The organism is Neobacillus sp. PS3-12, from assembly GCF_030915385.1.
GTDB lineage: Bacteria > Bacillota > Bacilli > Bacillales > Cytobacillaceae > JAEVLT01.
Map to the genome: position 1 here is coordinate 1,135,874 of NZ_CP133268.1, position 22,234 is coordinate 1,158,107.

20 protein-coding genes and 1 pseudogene are annotated in these 22,234 nt (G+C 39.9%); all 21 read right to left on the bottom strand.

The window, feature by feature from the left end; genetic code table 11:
- Window positions 1–75: 75 nt before the first annotated feature.
- Window positions 76–1,009: pseudogene (locus tag RCG17_RS05950) on the bottom strand (response regulator).
- 4 nt (window positions 1,010–1,013) lie between these two features.
- Window positions 1,014–2,312 carry an ATP-binding protein gene (locus tag RCG17_RS05955; RefSeq protein ID WP_308174323.1) on the bottom strand — a complete coding sequence of 433 codons (1,299 nt, stop codon included), beginning with the start codon at window positions 2,310–2,312 and terminating at the stop codon, window positions 1,014–1,016.
- Window positions 2,313–2,457: 145 nt separating this feature from the next.
- Window positions 2,458–4,152 carry an NAD-dependent malic enzyme gene (locus RCG17_RS05960; RefSeq protein ID WP_308174324.1) on the bottom strand — a complete coding sequence of 565 codons (1,695 nt, stop codon included), beginning with the start codon at window positions 4,150–4,152 and terminating at the stop codon, window positions 2,458–2,460.
- Between the two features lie 116 nt (window positions 4,153–4,268).
- Window positions 4,269–5,705, bottom strand: coding sequence for an aspartate ammonia-lyase (gene aspA / locus RCG17_RS05965; RefSeq protein ID WP_308174325.1), 1,437 nt, complete (start codon window positions 5,703–5,705; stop codon window positions 4,269–4,271).
- A gap of 17 nt (window positions 5,706–5,722) precedes the next feature.
- Entirely contained in the window at window positions 5,723–6,994 is a 1,272-nt protein-coding gene (locus RCG17_RS05970) for a cation:dicarboxylate symporter family transporter (RefSeq protein ID WP_308174326.1), read from the bottom strand.
- 266 nt (window positions 6,995–7,260) lie between these two features.
- Window positions 7,261–8,064, bottom strand: a complete 804-nt coding sequence (gene minD, locus RCG17_RS05975; protein WP_308174327.1) for a septum site-determining protein MinD — start codon at window positions 8,062–8,064, stop codon at window positions 7,261–7,263.
- A 1-nt stretch (window position 8,065) separates the two neighbouring features.
- Entirely contained in the window at window positions 8,066–8,746 is a 681-nt protein-coding gene (minC, locus tag RCG17_RS05980) for a septum site-determining protein MinC (protein ID WP_308174328.1), read from the bottom strand.
- A 138-nt stretch (window positions 8,747–8,884) separates the two neighbouring features.
- Window positions 8,885–9,400 carry a rod shape-determining protein MreD gene (gene mreD / locus RCG17_RS05985; protein WP_308174329.1) on the bottom strand — a complete coding sequence of 172 codons (516 nt, stop codon included), beginning with the start codon at window positions 9,398–9,400 and terminating at the stop codon, window positions 8,885–8,887.
- The gene (mreC, locus tag RCG17_RS05990; RefSeq protein ID WP_308174330.1) at window positions 9,397–10,278 is read right to left on the bottom strand and encodes a rod shape-determining protein MreC; all 882 of its coding nucleotides are present in this window, start codon (window positions 10,276–10,278) and stop codon (window positions 9,397–9,399) included. Before mreC ends, mreD begins: the two co-directional genes overlap by 4 nt.
- 26 nt (window positions 10,279–10,304) lie before the next feature.
- On the bottom strand, window positions 10,305–11,327 hold the full coding sequence (locus tag RCG17_RS05995; RefSeq protein WP_308174331.1) for a rod shape-determining protein: 1,023 nt from the start codon (window positions 11,325–11,327) through the stop codon (window positions 10,305–10,307).
- A 261-nt stretch (window positions 11,328–11,588) separates the two neighbouring features.
- Complete coding sequence (radC, locus tag RCG17_RS06000; RefSeq protein ID WP_308174332.1) at window positions 11,589–12,281, bottom strand: RadC family protein; 693 nt, start codon at window positions 12,279–12,281, stop codon at window positions 11,589–11,591.
- A 42-nt stretch (window positions 12,282–12,323) separates the two neighbouring features.
- Window positions 12,324–12,902: a Maf family protein gene (locus tag RCG17_RS06005; RefSeq protein WP_308174333.1), complete on the bottom strand. Its 579-nt coding sequence runs from the start codon at window positions 12,900–12,902 to the stop codon at window positions 12,324–12,326.
- A gap of 219 nt (window positions 12,903–13,121) precedes the next feature.
- A complete protein-coding gene (locus RCG17_RS06010; protein ID WP_308174334.1) occupies window positions 13,122–14,195 on the bottom strand; it encodes a hypothetical protein in 1,074 nt (357 codons plus the stop codon).
- A 127-nt stretch (window positions 14,196–14,322) separates the two neighbouring features.
- Window positions 14,323–15,204, bottom strand: a complete 882-nt coding sequence (locus RCG17_RS06015) for a hypothetical protein (protein WP_308174335.1) — start codon at window positions 15,202–15,204, stop codon at window positions 14,323–14,325.
- Entirely contained in the window at window positions 15,201–15,866 is a 666-nt protein-coding gene (locus tag RCG17_RS06020) for a PilN domain-containing protein (RefSeq protein ID WP_308174336.1), read from the bottom strand. The genes RCG17_RS06015 and RCG17_RS06020 overlap by 4 nt, the downstream gene beginning before the upstream one ends.
- Window positions 15,867–15,869: 3 nt before the next feature.
- A complete protein-coding gene (gene pilM, locus RCG17_RS06025; protein ID WP_308174337.1) occupies window positions 15,870–16,856 on the bottom strand; it encodes a type IV pilus biogenesis protein PilM in 987 nt (328 codons plus the stop codon).
- A gap of 25 nt (window positions 16,857–16,881) precedes the next feature.
- Window positions 16,882–17,637, bottom strand: coding sequence for a prepilin peptidase (locus tag RCG17_RS06030; protein WP_308174338.1), 756 nt, complete (start codon window positions 17,635–17,637; stop codon window positions 16,882–16,884).
- Window positions 17,638–17,642: 5 nt separating this feature from the next.
- On the bottom strand, window positions 17,643–18,155 hold the full coding sequence (locus RCG17_RS06035) for a type II secretion system protein (RefSeq protein ID WP_308174339.1): 513 nt from the start codon (window positions 18,153–18,155) through the stop codon (window positions 17,643–17,645).
- A 145-nt stretch (window positions 18,156–18,300) separates the two neighbouring features.
- On the bottom strand, window positions 18,301–19,515 hold the full coding sequence (locus RCG17_RS06040; RefSeq protein WP_308174340.1) for a type II secretion system F family protein: 1,215 nt from the start codon (window positions 19,513–19,515) through the stop codon (window positions 18,301–18,303).
- A 1-nt stretch (window position 19,516) separates the two neighbouring features.
- Window positions 19,517–20,557 (bottom strand): type IV pilus twitching motility protein PilT, encoded by a 1,041-nt coding sequence (locus tag RCG17_RS06045; RefSeq protein WP_308174341.1) that lies wholly within the window; start codon window positions 20,555–20,557, stop codon window positions 19,517–19,519.
- Window positions 20,558–20,570: 13 nt separating this feature from the next.
- Window positions 20,571–22,229 (bottom strand): GspE/PulE family protein, encoded by a 1,659-nt coding sequence (locus RCG17_RS06050; RefSeq protein WP_308174342.1) that lies wholly within the window; start codon window positions 22,227–22,229, stop codon window positions 20,571–20,573.
- Between the last annotated feature and the right edge of the window lie 5 nt (window positions 22,230–22,234).

Genomic DNA, 22,234 nt, shown 5'->3' on the forward strand with positions numbered 1-22,234 from the left:
ATGACAAAAGTTAGAAACGAATGGGTGATCTTCCTGCTTGTTAGGAAAAATGGAATTTCTAAAAAATTTCACATGTTAATATCCCTCAGTTGCCAAATATTTTGCTTCGAAATATAAAGCCTGTATAAACTTCTTCGCATTAATCCGAGTATTGGTTGATGAAGCGAAAGACGCTTGTTTTAATTCCGTCATTCGTTGACGTACGGTCGTAAAATCGAAAAATTTCGGCGCATAATTCTCAAATTTCGGATTCGCAAAATCGTTAAGACCAAGATACGCCAATTGATTTAATGATTGAGAAATTGCTCTGCGAACACGCTGTTCTGACGCTTTCCTTTCCCTTTCAACCTCATCTTGTGAAGCAGACGTTCCTAATTTTTTCAAGCTGATATGGGTAAAGATATCCTTTAAAATGGGAAATTCAGAATTAGACGCCAGCTTTGTCTCATATTGATATAAATAATCAATGATATCGAGCAGGTCCCTGCTTCCATTTTCTACCGGCTATACCGAGCTCGGAGAGTAAAATCTGCCCCCAGTCTGTAATTTTCTTCTCCTCTGTTGAAGGCCTTTGTTCTTTGGGAGAATTCCATTCAAATATATGGCTAATCGATTTTTGTATGTCTTGTATAGATCGTTCAAAACGGATCCGCTCCATGACCTTCTGTACAACTGATATTACTTCAATTCTGTTTAGCGGCTTTGTAATGTAATATTCGATTCCAAGGGAATAAGCCTCTCCGATCATCTCTTTTGATTCCACTTGAGAAATCATAATGATTTTCCCTTTAAATGACTTCACAAGACTCCGAACAGTTTGAATACCGTCCCGAATTGGCATCAGCAGATCAATGAATAAAATATCAACATGCTTTAATGCAAGAGAATGCGAATCAAGTAAGGAACCATCTTCCGCTTCCCCAACAACGTCACCTAATTCTTCATCCTCAATAATTTGTGAAAGCATCGATCGAAAGACTTCATCGTCATCTGTAATATAAAAAAACATAAACTCACCCTTTCTCTGCAATACTGAGGATTGGCAGTCGGATAGTGAAAATGCTTCCGCGCTCTCTAGGCAGGAGCGTTACTTCCCCTCCTAATTCCTCTGCCATTTCTTTTATATAAGAGAGCCCAATTCCCGTTGACGGTGTTCCATCTTCCTTATATTTAGAAGTAAATCCCGGTTTAAAAATGAGCTGAGTATATTTTGAAGGAACCCCCGAACCATCATCAATTACTTTACAATCGATCCATTGATCGTCTTTTTCAATCGTGACGGTTATTGTCCCTGTATCTTCAATCGCTTCGACTGCGTTTGTTACTAAATTGTTGATAAAAGACAGCATAAGGTAAATCTGATAATTCGGATGCTGTCCCCTAATCTGTGACACAATTTCAATTTTCTTTCCTAACAACGCTGCATATTTCTGATTGATTCGTACAATCATGTGTGCCACTTCATGTACATTCATATATTCCGGAAGACTTTCACTTGAAATGAGCTTCGAAAGGCCCGCAAAGATTCTTTGGTTATCTTTTTTTATTTCATGTACTTCTCCAGCTATCCGTAATGCTTTTTGTCCCCAATTTTCAATAGGAAGTCCTTGAGCTTGGTTAAAGTCATTCATACTTCGGTATAGATTGTAGGATTCTTTTGTAATCGTCTCTGCGTTTTGCAGCGTCTTTTTTAGATAAACGGACTCAACATATAAATTGGAGAGATGCATGAGCATATTCTCATTCTCCCTCCGAGTTTGCGATTCTTTCACCCTAAGTTCGTACAGCATCATCATATTAATAAAGGCCAAAACAAAAAAACTTCGAAATACCGCAATAATAATGATTTTGTTCAGTGCCCCAACTGTCACCGCAGTTCCGAGTACAAAAAAATGATACAGCATTAACTCTACAAGGCTTGACATGATTTCAATTGTAATTCCAAAACATCCAATCAACAGGGGCTGCTGAAAACGATTCACCCTCATTAAATAAAACAGGAAGGAATAGGTAAGATAGTAGAAGAATGTGGGGTATCTTAAGGTGAGAGATACCGACAGAATGAAGTCTGCCGACACCATCCAATCCAATAAAACACGGAACATTGAAACGGACAATCCTACCAATAGCCCCATTGCCACAGGTGGAATTTTTCGAAAGAACAATAAAGAAAAGAAGAAAATCGGCGTTCCGAAACTGACCCGAAATACATTATCGAATGGATGAAAATTCAATTCACCCGCAATCGGTATAATAACCATAAGAGCTATAATAATCCAAAAATCCTTGCCTTCCAGTTTCTTCGCTCTCAATCTACCACTTCCTAATAATTGCTTATAGTATACGCTTGCTGTTATAAACAAAAATTTTTTTATAGTCTCTTAATATGGGTTTCCAATCTCCTATTACATATAAGAAATACAGCTTGCATAGCAAAACAAGCTGTATTTTTGCCCATTATACCATAATTGTTTCCTTTGCAGCTTTAATGGGCCGATACACCGGAGACCACATTGCATTTTGGATTGCCTGATTAATGTCATCATTTTTTATTCGTGCCACACCATCAGCAACAGCCGCCTTCGCTACTTCTACCGCAACGATTTCTGAAATGGTGCGAAGATCTTCAATTTGCGGAAGTAAAGGCGCACCTGGCTTACTTACATCAATCATGCCTGCCACAGCTTCTGCAGCTGCTGCAAACATTCCGTCAGTAATAATACTGGCACGAGCCACATTGGTACCAAGTCCAAGCCCTGGAAAAATAAGAGCATTATTGGATTGTCCGATAACATATACAGTTTTGTTAAATGTTACAGGAGGAAACGGACTTCCGGTTGCTACCAATGCTCTTCCCTCGGTCCAATGGATGAGGTCAGCAGGCTTTGCTTCTGCTAGTGAAGTCGGATTGGACATAGGCATAATGACTGGTCTTTCAACGCAGGCAGCCATCTCTTTCACAATATCCTCTGTGAATGCACCTGCAACCGTTGAAGTTCCTATCAAAATCGTTGGATGTACGTGACGAACGACTTCAGCTAAGCTCCACCCCGCATTGTTTTCTGCTGCTGGACGAGCATATGGACGCTGGAATTCGCACAATTTCCCCATATCATCTGCTAGCAAACCATCTCGGTCAATACACCAAAATCTGAGGTTAGCTGATTTCCATGAAAGCCCTTCGCGTACCATAGCATCACGGATCTGATCCGCAATTCCAATACCTGCTGTCCCCGCCCCAAATACGACAATTCGATGTTCACTGAGCGGGACTTCGGAAGCGCGCACTGCGGCCAGTACAGCAGCTAGCGAGACAGCACCCGTGCCTTGTATATCATCATTAAAGGTACACACTTTATCTCGGTATTTCTCCAGAATTTTTCGTGCATTTTGAGAACTGAAATCCTCCCAATGAAGTAATGAATGAGGAAACATTCTCGTCGCTGTACTTACAAACTGTTCAATGAATTCATCATATCGCTCATCCCGAACACGGGGATGGCGATTACCGATATAGAAAGGGTTATTAAGAAGCTCTTCATTATCTGTGCCCACATCCAAAATAACAGGCATGACACGGGCGGGGTCGATTCCACCTGCAGCCGTATACACCGCTAATTTGCCGATTGCAATATTAATACCGCCAACACCCCAGTCACCAATACCTAAAATGCCTTCCCCATCGGTAATAACGATTAAATCAATATCTTCCGCACCCGCGTTGAAGTTTTCAAAGGTCTGTTCAATACCGTCTACATCATTGATGGATAAATATACTCCATGAGGCCTGCGGTATTCATTGCTGTAACGTTGAATGGCCAATCCGACTGTAGGTGTATAAACGATCGGCAGCATTTCAGGCAAATGTTCTGTAAGCACACGGTAAAACAATACTCTGTTACGATCATGAAGAGCCGATAAGGTTATATTTTTATGAAAATCATTCGGCTGTGAAGAAAATTGTTCATATGCACGGCATGCCTGCTCATCAAGTGTCAGTTTTGCGGGTGGCAATAATCCTGTTAAACCTAGTTCTATTCTTTCCTCCTCCGTGAATGCAACCCCCTTATTCAACAGCGGTACCGCCAATAATTCCGCGCCTCGTAAGGTTGTTTCTACTTCCCCATTTGGAGCAACTTTGAATTTTTCCATAAATTCCACTTCCATTTCCAAACAAACTTCTTATATACATACATCATTAGAAATACGAAAAACTGCTTATCAAGCAAAAAAGGGCTGCTGCGCCCTTATTGCTTTACCTGTAAAAGTTACTGCCTGTCCAAAAGAGCTGCACCTGCAATCCCAGGGTGGGTCATTTCATACGGATCGAGGATCAAATTTAGTTCCTCTTCTGTCAACACGTCATATTTCAAACATAATTCTCGGATTGGTGCCCCACTTAAAATCGCTTCTCTAGCAATACGAGCCGCTACTTCGTATCCAATATGAGGGTTAACTGCTGTAATGACTCCAACGCTTTTTTCTACATACTCTTTTAATCTCGCTTCATTCGCATTTATTCCTTTTAAGCAATTATCAGTGAAAGTATGGAAAGCATTATTCATAATGCTGATTGATTGCAGCAAATTAAATACGAGAACAGGCTCCATAACGTTCAATTCAAGCTGGCCTGCTTCTGATGCAAGACAAATCGTGTGGTCATTGCCAATGACTTGGAATGCAACCTGATTAATCACTTCAGCCATTACTGGATTTACTTTACCTGGCATAATGGAAGAACCGGGCTGCCGTGCAGGCAATGTGATTTCACCCAAACCTGCTCTTGGGCCAGAAGCCATTAATCGTAAGTCATTCGCGATTTTTGACATATTCATCATACAAACCTTTAATGCCGCTGATACTTCTGTGTAGGCATCCGTATTTTGCGTCGCATCCACAAGATGTTCAGCCCCCACTACCGGAAGACCACTGATGTTTGCTAGATGCTTCACCACAAATTCAATATAACGCGGGTCTGCATTCAAGCCGGTTCCGACGGCTGTTGCCCCCATATTCAATTCATATAAATGCTGACGGGATTGCCTAATCCGTTTCATATCACGTTCTATTACACGGCTGTAGGCTTCAAATTCCTGACCCAGACGAATCGGTACAGCATCTTGAAGGTGGGTACGTCCCATTTTAATAATCGGATTAAACTCTTCGGCCTTTTGCTGAAAAACGGTATGCATATCTTCCATGGTAACTAACAATTTCTCTAAAAGATTAAGAACAGCAATATGAATCGCAGTTGGAAATGAATCATTCGTTGATTGAGACATATTGACATGGGTATTAGGGCTGCAATGGTAATAGTCACCTTTTTCTTTCCCGAGTAATTCAATCGCACGGTTAGCAAGGACTTCGTTTACATTCATATTAATCGACGTTCCTGCTCCGCCTTGGATGGGGTCAACAATAACTTGGTCCTGCCACATACCTTCGATCATTTCATCTGCTGCCATGACGATCGCTTCGCCAATTCCGGAATAAAGCCGTTTGACATCCATATTCGCAAGGGCTGCTGCTTTTTTTACCATCGCCATTGCCTTTATTAATTCTTCATGAATCCGATATCCTGTGATGGGAAAATTTTCAACAGCACGAAGGGTCTGGACTCCGTAATAAGCATCCGCAGGAACTTCTTTTGATCCCAAAAAATCCTTTTCGGTACGCATTTTTGAATTTATTTCAATTTGTGTCATTTTTTTCTCCTCCTATTTTAGGCAACATTTGATTCTTTTTCAGAACTTACATACTGCTGAGCTTTGTCTTTATCAAATTCGCCTTCCCACTTTGCCATAGTGATGGCAGCCAATGAGTTTCCCAATACGTTCACGGCGGAACGAATCATATCCAATATACGGTCAATACCAGCAATTAAAGCGATACCTTCTAACGGTAACCCCATTGAGCCAAGTGTTGCCAGCACTACAACGAACGATGCACCTGGGACACCTGCCATTCCTTTAGAAGTCATCATGAGCACGAATAATAAGGTAATCTGCTGCATCAGCGACATGTGTACGTTATACATTTGGGCAACGAACAACGAAGCAAGCGCTTGGTATATGGCTGATCCCGTCAGATTAAATGTATATCCTGTAGGAATGACGAAAGAAACAATAGCCTTCGGACATCCGAATTCCTCCATTTTTTTCATGATGTTCGGGAGAACTGCCTCAGAACTCGCTGTTGTAAAAGAAATGATAAGTTCTTCTTTTAAAATTTTAATAAGAGTAAAAATATTCGTTCCGGTTAACTTTGCATTTATACCCAAAATAACAATGGTGAAAAATATTACGGTAATATACACAGCTAATACAAGCTTTCCAAGTGGTAGCAATGTGCCCACTCCAAACTTAGCAACCGTCACAGCAATTAGAGCAAAAACACCAAATGGAGCAGTTTTCATAACTTGGTTTGTTACCCAAAACATAGCTTCTAAAACACCGTTAAAGAAAGAAAGCACTGGCTTTCCCTTCTCCCCGATTGCCGCAACCCCCAGGCCAAAAAGGACACTAAAGAAAATAATCGGCAGCAGGTCACCTTGTGCCATTGATGCAAACACATTTTGCGGGAATATATGAACGATTGTTTCCGCAAAGCCTTTGTTTTGTGTAGAAGCTGCTGTCTGTTTGTAGGCTGAAATATCTGTTTTTGCAAGATGGCTCATATCTACACCAGAACCTGGGTGAAATAAATTAGCAGAAAGCAATCCAATTCCTATTGCAATCGTTGTAATGATTTCAAAATACAGAAGCGTCTTACCGCCAATCTTTCCTAATTTTTTTATATCCCCTACTCCTGCCACTGCAACAACAAGTGCTGCTATAACAATCGGCATAACAATCATTTTAATTAAATGAATGAAAATATCACCGATTGGTGAAATAAAGGAAATGGCTGTTTTGTTTCCATAAACAAGAGCTCCCACCACAATCCCTAAAATAAGTGCAACAAAAATTTGTCCCGCTAATCCTAACTTTTTCATCTCAATCCCCCTTGGTATCGTTTTCATTTTTAGTTTGATCGATTACATAACCAAGTGTATAAGCAAACCTACAAAACGATACAAAACGATACAAAAACCCACGAAATATTCTAAAAAAATTTTTTTATATGCAAAAAAAGCCCCGGCCTAAGCGACCTAGCCTCAGTGTTGATGCATTCTACTTAAAATTTTGTTTAATAAGCTGGAAATTAATAATTGCCTATACGATTAAAAAGCCTGATCACAGTAATCAGGCTTTCAGAGCGCTATTTTACGCCAAAAAACTTCTTTAATTTTGTGAATACACCTTTTTGATTGTCCTCAAGGGCCTGAAGCGGAATCGATTCACCAAGAATCCTCCTGGCAATGTTCCGATAGGCGATGGATGCTTTATTGTTAGGATTTAAGGCAATGGGTTCCCCATGATTAGATGCTTTAATCACTTCATCATCATCAACAACAATCCCGATTAATTCAATCGATAAATGCGCTGTGATTTCATCAACATCAAGCATATCTCCATTTTTCATCAAATGGTTGCGAATGCGGTTGATCACCAATTTTGGCGGCTCCACACTTTTCTCCTTTTCTAGTAAACCAATAATTCGGTCCGCATCGCGTACCGCTGAAACTTCCGGCGTTGTCACCACGATGGCTTTATCTGCACCGGCAACAGCATTTTTGTATCCTTGCTCAATTCCTGCAGGGCAATCGATGATGATATAATCATAATCCTGTTTTAGATTATCAATTAAAACCTTCATTTGCTCTGGTGTAACAGCGGACTTATCCGTTGTTTGGGCAGCAGGCAGCAGATAAAGGAGGTCTTCAAATCGTTTATCCTTTACCAACGCTTGATGTACTTTACATCTGCCTTCAACTACATCCACAAGATCATAGATAATTCTATTTTCAAGTCCCATCACGACATCCAGGTTCCGCAACCCGATATCAGTATCGACTAAACAAACTTTTTTCCCTTGCAGTGCTAATGCTGTCCCGATATTAGCAGAAGTTGTTGTTTTTCCAACGCCGCCTTTACCAGATGTAATGACTATTGCTTCTCCCACTTCAACGTCCCCCTTCTAATCTAGTTAGATTAGGTCTTAGATGCATTAATCCTTGTAATCTATCAATTACAATATTCCGATTTATATCTATATAAGCACATTCCATCTCGTGTTTTTCATCGCGGTTTGTGTGGTCTGGCGCTCTGTTTAAACAATCACTGATTCGTAATTGCGATGCTTTCATACTTGATGCGGCAATCACGGCCTGATCATTTCCATCGCAGCCTGCGTGGGCAATGCCTTTTAAAGCTCCCATTACAAAAATATTGCCTCCTGCTATGATCGTTCCGCCAGGATTCACATCACCAATCAAGAGCAAATTCCCTGGCACTTCAACAACTTGTCCTGAGCGGACAATTCTTGCTATGGTAACCATGCCATTTTCTTCTCTTTGTTTGTCAGCTTCTTCTGTCGTGATCACTTGCGAATTAATTTCTTCCACAACAAGGTGATTTTTTTGGCGAACCAAATCTCTTAATTCACCCTGTTGTTCGACAGTTAAATATCGATAACCCGTTTCAAGTTTTACCGGGATTAATGCTCGATCTTCATTTGTTAAAAGAGTCCCTGATAGTTTCTCATCCAACTCTTTTTTTAAATCTTCAAAGGAACAGTCATCGTTTAAGTGCAAGGTTAGCCCATCCTTGGTTCCTTTTATCGTAACATTTTGCCATTTTTTCATGAAGAGTTTTCACCTCAATATAGAAAAGCGGAAAAAATAAACTGCTAGATGCAGCTTATTAGATACTGTGCTTGTCGCACTACTTCATAAAATAATTCGACAAAAGCACAACAAAATCCTTTTTTCTAAAAGAATTCATTAGTCAGCTCGTAATCTGTCTGCAAACTTTTCGAAATTTCGTTTCAAAGGGTAGGAGGCAATAATTAAAAATATTGCATTTAAAAGAAGAGTCGGAATGAGACGCATGTTTAAAAAGCTCATAAAATCGATCGTAGTTATTCCGATTATTCGATTCATTCCGTATACAGCTGACTCTAGTAAGGCCACACCAATAAGTGAAACAACGGAAGTAGTGATCAAATTGACCTGTAAAACCTTCATTATTTTTAAAACAATAAAGGCAGTAAGCGGATATAAAAACAAATAGATACCAAGAATTTCTGTAAACACAATATCGAACAATAGTCCAAAAATTAGTCCGTAAATAATACCATGTTTGGCACTTCCATAGATGGTAAGAAAGAAAATAGTAATGATCAAAAAACGAGGGACCCATACTTTATCGCCAAATAGGTTTGCGGGCATAAACTGAACCAATAAGCTTTCAATGAAAAACAAAAGAACAAGAGATAAAGGTAGGAGGAGTTTTTTCATAAATTCTCCCCCTTTTGTGCTCCCATATCGCTTGCAGCAGGCTGTGTCGCATTACGCTTGATGACAAGTACGTCCTCAATATCATAAAAGTTCGCACCAGGCTTTATATATGCCGTTTGATTCAAACCATATTGATCGGTTTTGACACTTTCAACAGTTCCAATTAACAAGCCGGCTGGAAATACCCCGCCTAAGCCGGAAGTAATGACAGTTTGTCCTTTTTTTACTTTAGCATCGTAAGGAATTCTTTTGACTAGAAGCTGTTTTTTCTCCGCATCATAGCCTTCCACAAGGCCATAGGCATTGGCTTCACCTTGAATATAAGCAGAGATCCGATTTTTTGGATCCAACGCACTTAATAATTGAACGGTTGAACTAAATTGGTTAACACTTTTTATTTTTCCGACCAAACCAGTAGCCGTCATAACAGCCATGTTTTGCTCGATCCCATTGATTTTACCTTTATCAATTACAATTATATCATTCCATTGATCAGGATTCCTGCCAATAGCAGTCGCTGGTAATGGTTTAAAATCACTCAGGGTCTTTTTTTCACCTAATACATCACGTAGTTGTTTGTTATCTTTTTCAAGCTTTTGCACTTGAGCTTCTAGGCTTGCTAGTTTATCAACACGTGTTTTCAATTGTTTGTTCTCTTGATATGTATTTTGTAAATCCTGAAGATTACCAAAAAGATCTACAACATACTGCGTAGGCTTTGATACCAGGGATTGAACCCAACCGGAGGTATCTTTAACAAATTGCTCCGGCCAGGAGGGCTGACTCCTCTCCCTTAGAGAAAACCCAATCAATGCCACGAGAATAATGATGCTGATAAGCAGCACAATTAACCGTTTATTCAAGAAAAATTGTGGCATGATGAAACACCTCTATTTTTGGACTTTTATCTTGAGTCCTTCGCTTTATTTTTAAATAAGTTAATATGGTCTAATGCATTTCCAGTGCCGATTGCAACACAATCAAGCGGATTCTCCGCAATGATGACAGGCATTTTTGTTTCTTCGCTAATGATCCTGTCCAAATTTCGCAGTAAGGCACCCCCGCCTGTTAACACGATCCCGCGGTCCATGATATCAGCGGCTAATTCTGGCGGTGTTTTTTCAAGTGTATTTTTGACTGCATCAACAATCGCATACACCGTATCTTTTAGCGCAGAGGAAATTTCTTTTGCCGTAATTTCGATGGTTTTTGGTAACCCGGTCAATAAATCACGTCCGCGAATTTCCATATTATCGATACCTTCAGGTTCACCGGCAGAGCCAATTTCCATTTTAATGTTTTCTGAAGTCCGATCACCAATCATTAAATTGTAGTTTTTACGAATAAAGGAAATGACGGCTTCATCCATTTCATCTCCAGCAATTCGAATCGATTGGCTGGTAACAATTCCGCCCAAGGAAATGATCGCTACTTCTGTAGTTCCCCCGCCAATATCAACTACCATGCTTCCAGTCGGCTCCCACACAGGTAAATTAGCGCCGATTGCTGCCGCAAATGGTTCTTCAATAGTATAAGCATCTCTTGCCCCTGCAGCCCTTGTAGCATCAATAACTGCCCGTTCCTCAACGGCTGTGATTCCTGATGGAACACATACCATTACGTATGGCTTACCGGAAAACATGCCTTTATTTTTCATTGCCTGACGTATGTAATATTTCATCATCGTAGCTGTGGTCTCGTAATCAGCAATGACCCCATCTTTCATAGGGCGCAGTGCAACAATATTTCCAGGAGTACGTCCGATCATATTCTTTGCGTCATTACCAACAGCAACAATTTGTTTTGTGTCTGTTTGAAGTGCAACAACTGAAGGCTCGCGAAGAACAATTCCTTTCCCTTTCACAAAAACAAGGGTATTTGCTGTACCCAAGTCAATTCCAAGATCTCTTGAACCAATTCCAAACATAGTTTGTATCTCCCTTTCTGATACGAAATGCATTAAAGTTAAGGCTATTGTATTCGGTTACCAATAACTGTCGGTTTTTTAGAAAATCGTGTAGTAGAAGGCGGCGTGCTTAGTGGTTAACTTTGCCAATACAATGCCACAAGTAGGTATTTCCCACTATTCTGGGAAGGAAGAATCACCTTTGCGGCGCTCCGCCCCTTTTCCAAACTCCTAAAAAATCATAACCCATATTATAGCCCAACGTCAAAAAAAAACATAGTGTTATAAATAACCTTTTTCTTTTAATGAGACAAATTTATTTTCGCCGATGATCAAGTGGTCGAGCAAATCCACGCCAATTATTTTTCCGCACTCCGCCAGCCGCTTCGTCACCTCAATATCTTCACGGCTCGGTGTGGGATCTCCGGACGGGTGGTTATGCAGGCATATAATGGAAGCTGCGGAGCGTTTTAAAGCTTCGCGGTACACTTCGCGCGGGTGCACGATTGAGGCGTTTAGGCTGCCGATAAAGATGGTTTGTTTGTGAATGACTTGATTTTTCGTATTTAAATACAGACAGACAAAATGCTCCTGTGCAAGAAAGCGCATATCATTCATCATATACTTGGCACCGTCTTCCGGCGAACGAATGACATAGCGTTCATCGAAGGCTAAATTACTGACCCTTCTTCCTAATTCCACAGCAGCAAGGATTTGAATTGCTTTTGTCTGGCCAATCCCTTTAATCTCCGTCATTTCTTGTAATGTTGCACTTTTTAACTGCCGTAATCCTTCAAATTGGGTGAGGAGGCGGTTGGATAATTGTAAAACGGACTCCTCCTTTGTCCCCGTACGCAGCAGAATCGCAATCAGTTCGTGATTGGATAGACTTTGCGGGCCACTCTTCATAAAACGCTCTCGTGGTCTTTCATCCTCTGGAAAATCACGGATCATTAACCCATTTTTTGTAGACATTCTTTTCCTCCCTTTTATAAAGGAGTTAAGGAATGCCATGTTTCATGTTTCGTATGGCATTTTGTATCCAAGCCTTTTTAACTCACGGATTGTTCTAGAAACTGGTAAGCCAACAACCGCATAATAATCACCAATAATTTTTTTTACTAACATACTGCCATATCCTTGGATGCCATAGGCCCCCGCTTTATCAAGCGGTTCACCAGTTTGCACATACGACATGATCTCGCCATCCGTTAACTCCCAAAATAAAACTTCTGTTTTCTCATAAAAACGTGCAGTAGCTTGTGACGATAAAATCGAAACACCTGTGTAAACTTCATGTTGGTTTCCAGAAAGCATTCTTAACTTGCTGAAAGCATCAGCTTCATCGATAGGCTTGTGTAAAATTTGTCCCTGAAAGACAACAATGGTATCAGAACCAATGACAAATGCCTCAGGATGTTCCTGAAAAACAGCCTGTGCTTTCCGCTGTGCTAATTCCATCACAACTTCAGATGGTTGCAAGTCGGGGTCAAAGCTTTCATCAACATTTTTGCTTGAAACTTCAAAGGATAAATTAAGATATTGCAGGAGTGCTTTTCGCCGTGGAGAAGATGAGGCTAAAATGAGGGTTTGCATAAAATCACCTTACCTTTTTTGTATCAAAGGGAGATACATTTTTATCGTACCAAACTTTTAGATGGCTAACAATTTATATCTATAAAGTTTGCTAAGTTTTACTAATTTATTCGAACCATACCTAGAAATGCCAAAAAGCCTGTTCAAAAAGAAACAGGCTTCATTTCCCGGAAAATATTCTATATTTCTTTACGATTCGACGATTACTATACAAATATACTATAAAGAATAATAATCTGCCATAAAGGTTAAGAGATGCTGCTGCGCTTTTTCGAGTAATTTACGGTCTTTTTGCTTCTGATAACCCGCTATTTGCTTCAAGGCTCCAGTCACTTCTTGATTCAAATCCTTGATATCTTGATTTTTTATTCCTTTATTATCTATTTTATTTAGCTTTGTTTGAAGTTCTGAAAGTGTTTTTAGTTCACTGCTTGTAATAGTGCCTCCCGTCAAGGAATTGGTTGATAGAGTGGCTAAGAGCGGGACAAGGGTCATTGCATTTTCGACTACGCTTTTTTCAGCTGTTGTTAGATTCGCAAATTTCTTTTCAGGAATCGTGATCGTTTTGGCAAATACCCCATCCATTCCTTTGTGTTGATATATCGTGCCAAGGCTTCTAGCATGTTCAATAGAATCTGCTACACCTAGAAAAATATAATATTGACCGTTCCATTCCATCGTTTCGGCAGGAATTCCTTTTTCAACTGCTTGCCGTGCGACAGTATTGGCAGTTTCCTTTTTCGAAAAAACTCCGCCTTGAACCATATATGTTGTCAACGGCTTTAAAGTAATAGCTCCTTGACTTTTACTATTCGTATTAGCTATCTCCTTTTTAGAAGCTGGCATAGTTTTGGTTCCTACAGCTGCAGGTTTGCTGCCATCAGTAATAACCAGTTTGAGCATGATAAACCCAAAGCCTGTCCCAAGCAGAATCGCAAAAATGACTGATAATGCCATAGATTTGATCACACTGACATTCTTTTTTTCAACCTTTAATAGTGCGGGCAATCGGATTCCATTGCGTTGTTTGGAGGGTTTTACAGCCTGATAAAGACTAGTTTCAGTTTTTGTGGTTTCCTGTTGGGGAAGGATCCAATCAAAACTTTCCTCTGCTTCTTGTGTTGCAGCCGTCTCTTCGATCACTTCATGCTCCGATGTACTGGAATCGTATTCGATTGGAAGGTTCCTATTCTCATTGCTTGGCGGATCTTCTTTTGCGGGCTCCTCTAAATACGGCCTTTTTTCTCCATTAATTTTTATCGTAATTGGATTGCCGCTGTTCAGCTTGTTCACACTAAAGTCACTCCCATCTATCCGAACGGCTAATTTGTTTCATCCTATCATAAACCTAAAAAAAAATAACAAGACTTTTGTCGTCTTGTTATCGAAGGATTTCGTCAAATTCTTTGCTGTTTCGTGTTTATGGAGTTTGGGTGTTCGCAAACTGACTTAATAGATTTTCCTTGTTTACCGGATTCGGATATTCTACTTTTGGAAGCTGTTTTTCTAAATCAGTTAATCCGGGATAATATAAAGCTGAAACCGTAAGTGTAAAGGTGAACGGTTTTACCGTATCGGTTACGGATGTAATTTCATTAGTACCTGTGTAAGAAATGTTCTCAACTACAATAATCCGTTTAAAATTCTCAAGGATGTTGACAAACTTCTCAAAATCCTGATAGCTAGGTGATTGAACGCTTAACTGCGCAGTTATTTTCTCTACGGCGTTGGCCTGAGAGGTTCCAACCTGATGATTGATAGTATTCGTTGTCCCTGTTTGCTGCTGACTGCTGTTTGCTGTGGAACTTTGCTGTTGACTGCTGGAAGTAGTGGCAGAATTATTTTGGCTACTTCCAGTTGTAGAATTATTTGTTTGATTAGATCTATTCGAATTGCCGTAAACCAATTGCTTTTGAGTAGCAGCAATATCGGCTTCGGCAGAATCAGCCGCTTGTTGATTTTGTTGGCTATCGGTAAAATTCATGGACTCAATTTGGCTGTTGGAAACTGCTTCTGCCTGTTGAAAGTCTAGTAAAAGCTGATCTTGCAACGGTTTAACAGGCAACTGTTTTTGCAGCTCTGTTGAATTTGTTTGTTCGGCTTTCGCACCCTCATTTTGATCCTTTTTCTTACTTAAAACTTCCACTTGCTTTTGTTCAGAAGTTAATAACTTTCGTTTGTCAGAAAGATCTTCATTTAACGACTTTAAATAAAAAAATTGAATATAGGCAAAGCTGATCAAAAGAATGAATAGAATTGCAAAAACTGTTAATTTTTGCTTTTTAGTAAAAAGAAGCTTCATCGCTGTACAGCTCCTTTCATCTCAGTTCCATCCACCGATTGCTCATTAGGCAGTTTTTTTGCTTCCTCTATTTTTAAGATAATTTGGAACTCTCCTCTATATCGAGGCAAATATTGATTAGCTGAATTGCTCAATGTTTTTGTCCCCACCGTTGAATCAGTTGTAGAAGAAGTTTCATCCTTTAATGGAGTGCTGGTCAGCGAGGTTAACGTTGCCGTTTTTATCCAACCGACTTGGTTTAAGTTCTCTAGAAAATTGGCACTCTCCGTTGCTGTATCAAATTGAACCGAAATGGTAAGAGACCCGGAATCCTGTAATGAAAAGGACAAAATGAAGCCACGCTCAGGTAGTAAGGAATTTAAATGCTGGATGATCGGAACGGTAGGAACCCTATTTTCGGTTTCTTTTTTAATAGCGGTTTTTAATAGATCGACTGAGCTTGTCGGTGCTGCAGTCTGCTCTGATTTTCCCAATTGAGTAACTATTTTTTTTGTTAAGGCAATTTGGTCATTAATACCTTTAATTTGATTGTTTATACTCTGAATCTGATAAAAATAGAAAGCCCCTGCCATCAAAGAGAGTAGGAGTAGACTAACTATAAATACAATGAAGCCAATTTTTTTCGGTTCCTTTTCAGGCAGCAAATTGATTTCTACAAGCATGAATTACACCTCTTTTAACGCAAGTCCTAAACAAAGATAGTATTTTGAGGGTAGTTTATCTGTTTTATTTTTTGCGGTTTCAAGATTTAGCATATTTATAGGAACATCATACCTGTCTATTAATTCATCCAATACTAAATTTAGCATTGGATGATCACCATTTAAAAGAATCTTTAATATTTGTTTTTTACCATTATTTAATGTATAGCGGTAAAAGTCGAAAAACTTATTGATTTCTTTGAAAACATCTTCCAATTGCAGTGCTAATTCATTTGTGTCACCTTTAAATTTTATATCAGTTCCCATGCTATCCCGCTTAATGTCCCACTTGTTAATATCAAAGTCAAAAGGTAATTGCCGCATCACAACCGGAATGGTTCCTTCAAAAATACAAAGGCTGACTGCCGTTAAATCAAATTGGACCGTTAACAGAATCTCCTGCTCACGTGACAGATCCAAATGATGATATAGCCTGTATAAAGCTAATGGAGAGGTATCCGCTGCTATCGGTTGAAGTTTCAGGTTTGTAAATAAATCAGTAAAATCCAATACGTATTTTTCCGGGGCTGCAAATAATAGAACTTCTTTTGTTGTTTCGGAAGTATTTAGCTGGAAAATATCAAAAATCGGGTCTTCAAATGGCAAATGGATGGTTGCCCCCAGCTCCATGTAGAGATATCCTTTGATTTCATCGTCTCGGATATCAGCAGGTATTGTAACTTTACGGATGATCACAAGCGAGTCCTGGATGATAAAGCGGACAGACCGGTGCTTTATCTTCCAGTCATCAATACATTCATCCAAGATGTTGCTTAAAGAATCGAAATCATTTATTTTACCCTCTTTTATAATTCCCGTAGGCAAAAAACGTTCTTCACATTTTTGAGCGATGGGGGGATTAGCTTGTTTCAATTCAACAAAACGGATGGAGTGGTCGTTTATGATAATATTGGCAATTCGTTTTCTTGACAAATGCATGGAGAAAGCCATAAACTAAACCCCTTTTCTTAAATACTTACTGGAGAAGACGCAAATAAAGCTCAATTAATTGTTCTCCCCAGAAATAGGCTGTAAGCGCACCGGCAACAATATATGGTCCGAACGGAATGGGCTGCCTTCGTTTTATCAACTTTGTAAGAAGCCCAAATACCCCAAACAAGGCACCATATAATGTTGAGAGAAAAAAAGCCAGCAAAAATAATTTTGTACCTAAAACAAAACCGATGAGGGCAAATAATTTAATATCGCCGCCGCCCATTCCACCCTTACTGATAACCGCTATCAATAGCAAAAGCAAAAACCCTATCGTGGCCCCAAGCAGGCTGTCCCACCACGGGTCAAGTGGCCAAAAAATGCGTTCCAATAAAAAAAGACCTGCAAAGAAAAGCAATATTTTATCAGGGATTATCATATAAGATATATCAGAAACAGTAATGATCATCAACAAGGAAACCAATGTCAAGGCAATAAACAGTTCTCCTATCCAACCAATTCGATATGCTGCCAAAACAAACAATAGGCCTGTTAACAGCTCCATAACCGGATAAACAGGAGAAATCCGGGCCTTACAGACGCGGCATTTCCCCCTTAAAAACATATATGAAAAGACAGGAATTAGATCAAAAGCTGATAAATAACGTCCGCAGCTTGGGCATGCCGACCTCGGCTTGACAATCGATTGGTTTAACGGTATGCGAAGACCGACGACGTTGAAGAAAGAGCCAAAGGTTATTCCGTAAATAAATAATAATAAAAAAAGTAAGGTATTCATAATTTTTAAGGAGTAGTTACATTACTTCTTTTTAAATCTTTCTCTGCGATTGGTCCAGATTTTCCGATGGACTTTTTACTTCCCAGTAAAACCACTGAATATCCAAAGGTATTATCAGTTCCTAATGTAACCATAACATATGAGTCTGTGGATGGAAGTTGAGAAACATCAGCTGTTCCAATCGGATTGGTTCCAGTAGAAGTGTAAACAGCTTTGGAATCAGGGTCGGTAACAGGATCTAAATATCCCTTTGCCACCAGATACTTCAAATTCATATAAACTGATGTATTAGTTGCAGTAGGTCGTACAGTTTCATCTCCAGCAACAGCCATTTTAGCAGAGTTAATCATTTGCTGAGCATTGGCAACAACTGCATCCTTTTTACTATTATCAATAATCCCCATTATACTAGGGACGGCAATGGCAGATATAATTCCCAGAATAACAACGACAGCAAGCAATTCAATCAAGGTCATTCCTCGTTGGTCTTTCAGCTTTTTCTTTAACTTTTGTATCATAACATTTTCTCCTTTTTAGGTATATTAACCTATGTATCTATTTATCTATTATAAATTATTTGTCGAACATTGAATATCTATATTTGTTGGAGACAGTAAACATAATAAAAATCAATAATAATGATTTCACAAGTTTGTCAATTATCTAATAACTATTTTGGAATTGCGTAAAGAAATCAAACATTGGCAGCAGAATTGCGGCAACAATAGCGCCGACAAGAGAGGCCAGAAACACAATCATTAATGGTTCAATCAGCGCTTTGAGCCTGTCGGTTGCAGCTTCTACTTCACTCTCATAAAAATCAGCAACCTTTCCGAGCATTTCATCCAGCGATCCGGTTTCTTCCCCAATTGCAATCATTTGCGTCACAAGGGGAGGAAAGACCCAATGCTGTTTCATTGGTTCGGTCATCGATCTCCCTTTTTCCAGCGAATCACGCGCTTCAAGGATCACCTTTGCTATAACTTCATTCTCGACAATTTTTTCAATAATCTCCATTGCCTGGAGGATCGGAACAGAACTGGCAAATAAGGAGCTCATCGTGCGCATCATTCGGGCGATGGCCGCCTTTTGCATCATCTTGCCAAAAATCGGCATCCGTAACGTCATATAATCAAGGTAATATTTTCGTTTTCTGTTGCTTCTCATAAACAGGAAACCTGCAAAAATTACAGCCATACCCAAAACGACAAGCCACCAATATACTTGCATCACACTGCTTGCAGACAGGACAAAAGTTGTTATGGCCGGAAGCTTACTGCCCATACTTGAAAACATGTTGACAAATGTTGGAACCACGTTCACCAATAAAAAGATAACGACTCCAATTGCCAGCACACCGACTGTTAAGGGATAAGCAAGGGCTGATATAATTTTCTGCCGGGTAAAATGCAGTTTTTCGAAATGTTCTGCAAGACGTTCAAGCGTTTCATCCATATTTCCGCCAGCTTCCCCTGCTTTTACCATGTTAATAAACATTGGCGAAAAGATCTTCGAATAACGTGCTACAGCCTCTGACAATGGATTTCCCTGCCGCAATTCCTGTTCAATCCCAAGCAAAGCTTTTTTTAGATTTTTGCTTTCTGTCTGTTCAGAAAGAATCCGTGTTGCATCCACTATCGTTATCCCTGCTCTAATCAAGGTCGCGAATTGCCTTAAATAAATGACAAAATGTTGAAGTTTAACTGGATTCCCGATCGATATATCTTTTGTAAGAATGCTTTCCGAAACTTCAGACATTTCAATTACCCGCATCCCATCTTCCTTCAGCATCATCATAGCCTCACGACGGGAACCTGCACTAACAGTGCCCTGCCGTTTCCCTCGCCTATCACGGCCTTTATATTTAAACCTGGCCATCTTAAATTAAAATCTCCTGCATATAAGGAGCGGCAGCTTCTATTGAAATGAATCCCCGATCAATTAATTCTTTAATGCTTGATTCGAGTGTATGCATTCCTTGGGCCTTGGAAGTTTGCATCACACTGATGATCTGGTGTACCTTTTCGTTACGGATTAAGTTTGCAATCGCAGGATTATTAATCATGATTTCAGTTGCAGCAACTCTGCTTTTATGATCAATGGTTTGGAACAGGCGTTGTGAGACAATCCCCACTAAAACGGAGGCAAGCTGAATCCGGATTTGCTGCTGCTGTGCCGGTGAGAAAACATCAATTATGCGGTTGATCGTTGCCGGTGCACCTGATGTATGCAGAGTGGCTAACACCAAATGTCCTGTTTCTGCTGCTGTAATGGCTGTTTGAATCGTCTCCAAATCCCGCATCTCACCGACGAGAATGACATCAGGGTCCTGACGGAGAGCAGCCCGCAAGCCATTGGAAAAATTAGAGGTATCAAATCCAACTTCTCGTTGATCAATAATACAGTTCCCATGTTTGTGAAGGTATTCAATAGGGTCCTCAAGAGTAATTACATGTTTGCGCATGGTTTTATTCATATAATCAATCATTGCTGCAAGCGTGGTTGATTTTCCGCTTCCTGTGGGTCCCGTTACCAGGATTAACCCCTGAGGCAGTTCGATTATCTTTGTAAGAACTTCAGGTAAATCCAATTCCTGTATAGTAGGGATCTTTGTCGGAACGATCCGTAATGACAGCGAAATACAGGAACGCTGATGAAATGTGTTGACACGGAAACGGGAAACACCAGCAATGCTGTAGGAGAAGTCGAGTTCTCCTTTTTGCTTAAAGACATCCCACATCTGTACGGGAACAATCGCCTTGGCCATTCCTTCTGTATCTTCTGAGCTTAATACTTCCTTTCCATATCTTTTTAAGTCACCATTAATCCGCATAATTGGAGGAACACCAACGGTCAGATGGACATCTGACGCCTTCAACTCAAAAGCGGCCCGCAACAAAAGATCAATTCTTTCATTCATTTTGATTACACTCCTACTCAAGTATGGCAACTCGCAATATTTCTTCTGTGGTCGTTAATCCTTGTTTTACTTTTAACAAACCATCATCAATCAGAAATATTGTTTTATTTTTCACTGCCAAATCCCTTAATTTATGGGGGGATTCATTATTCATAATCATTTTTCGCATATCGTCATTAATGACGAGAACTTCATGGAGTGCTATCCTGCCTTTATAACCAGTCATGTTGCATGATGCACATCCCCTACCACGGGTAATCTTTTCTATCTTGATACCACGTTTTGCGAAAATCTCTGTTTCTCGTTTTGTTGGATCTTGGATTTCTGCACAATCACGGCATACTTTGCGAACAAGCCGCTGTGAAACAATACCGCTCAATGATGAAGCTAATAAAAATGGCTCCACTCCCATGTCAAGAAGCCTTGTAACCGTTCCAAGTGAATCATTAGTGTGCAGAGTACTTAAGACCAAATGACCAGTTAACGAAGCGCGGATCGCAATTTCAACAGTTTCTTTATCCCGTATTTCACCGACCATGATAATGTTGGGATCTTGGCGAAGAATGGAACGGAGACCGGCTGCAAACGTCATACCGACATTTGGGTTTACTTGAATTTGGTTGATCCCTTCCAGCTGGTATTCGACCGGATCCTCAATCGTTATTATGTTCATTTCATCACTATTAAGTTTGTTTAGAGTTGCATAAAGAGTTGATGATTTACCTGAACCAGTCGGTCCTGTTAACAGTACGATTCCAGTCGGCTTTGTAATTAATTCTGAAAATCTTTTATAATTTAACGCATTAAAACCTAGTTTCGTAACATCATTTAACGTGGCGGACATGTCAAGCAGCCGCATGACAATTTTTTCACCAAAAATCGTTGGCAGCGTTGAAATCCTCAAATCAAGCGGATGAAAATTTATATTCACTTTAATCCTGCCGTCCTGGGGAATTCGATGTTCTGTGATGTCCATATTAGCCATGATCTTTACTCTGGCTATAATAACACTTTGCATATGTCGTGGCAGTACCCGATCAGTCCTCAAGGCTCCGTCAATTCTATAACGAACCACAATTTTGTTTTCCTGCGGGTCAATATGGATATCACTGGCTCTTTGTGTCACCGCATTGGTAATAATTTGGTTCACTAGGCGGGCAATTGGCGAATCTTGCTCTCCAGCCTCAGCATCCTGGTTTCGTTCAATCTGGGTAAATTCCCCGAAAAATTCCTCAAACCCTTCATCCGCACTGTAAAATTTATTGATAGCCCGTATGATATCATCCTTTGTGGAGATTGATGTTTCGATTTGAAAGCCGGTTGACAAACGTAAATCATCAATCACAAAAAAATCAAGCGGATCAGACATCGCTACATAAAGCCGGTTTTCTTTTTTTAAGGGAATAATTAAGTTTCGGATTGCTCTTTCCTTTGGAATAAGGTTAAACAGATTCGTGTCAAATGGATAACGGTAAAGGCTTATATGCGGGATTCCCAATTGAAATTCTAATACTTCTATTAGTTGCTGCTCGGTGATAAATCCTTTTTGTAAGAGTGCATCTCCAAGCCGCTGATCATCAGGTTTCTCCTTTAAAGTAGTTTGCAATTGTTCCTCCGAAAGCAACCCAGCTCCTATGAGCAAATCACCAAGTCTTTTCCGTGTTTGTTTCATACTTA